Source organism: Acinetobacter sp. 24-47-39 (assembly GCF_056783825.1).
In genome coordinates, this window is record NZ_JBWYIP010000036.1 from 1 (window position 1) to 457 (window position 457).

1 protein-coding gene is annotated in these 457 nt (G+C 45.5%); it reads right to left on the reverse strand.

Annotated features, from left to right (window positions below; all coding sequences use genetic code 11):
* Positions 1 to 446, reverse strand: a 446-nt coding sequence (locus tag AC1M9C_RS14930) for a GTP-binding protein (protein ID WP_481586822.1), incomplete at its 3' end; no start/stop codon positions are given.
* Positions 447 to 457 lie beyond the last annotated feature (11 nt).

Sequence of the window (457 nt, forward strand, 5' to 3'; positions counted from 1 at the left end):
AGCTCAAGAAGCTCTTCGTCGTCTACAAGGTCACATTTGTTTAAGAATACAACGATGTATGGAACACCTACTTGGCGAGAAAGAAGGATGTGTTCACGAGTTTGTGGCATTGGACCATCAGTCGCAGCACATACAAGGATCGCGCCGTCCATTTGAGCAGCACCAGTAATCATGTTTTTAACATAATCGGCGTGGCCCGGGCAGTCTACGTGAGCGTAGTGACGAGTTGGAGAATCGTATTCTACGTGTGATGTATTAATTGTAATACCACGTGCTTTTTCTTCTGGTGCAGAGTCGATTGCAGCGTAGTCTTTAGCTTCACCACCGAATTTCTTCGCACATACAGTTGCGATAGCAGCAGTTAAAGTTGTTTTACCATGGTCAACGTGACCGATTGTGCCCACGTTAACGTGTGGCTTATTACGTTCAAACTTAGCCTTAGCCATGAGATCTTCCT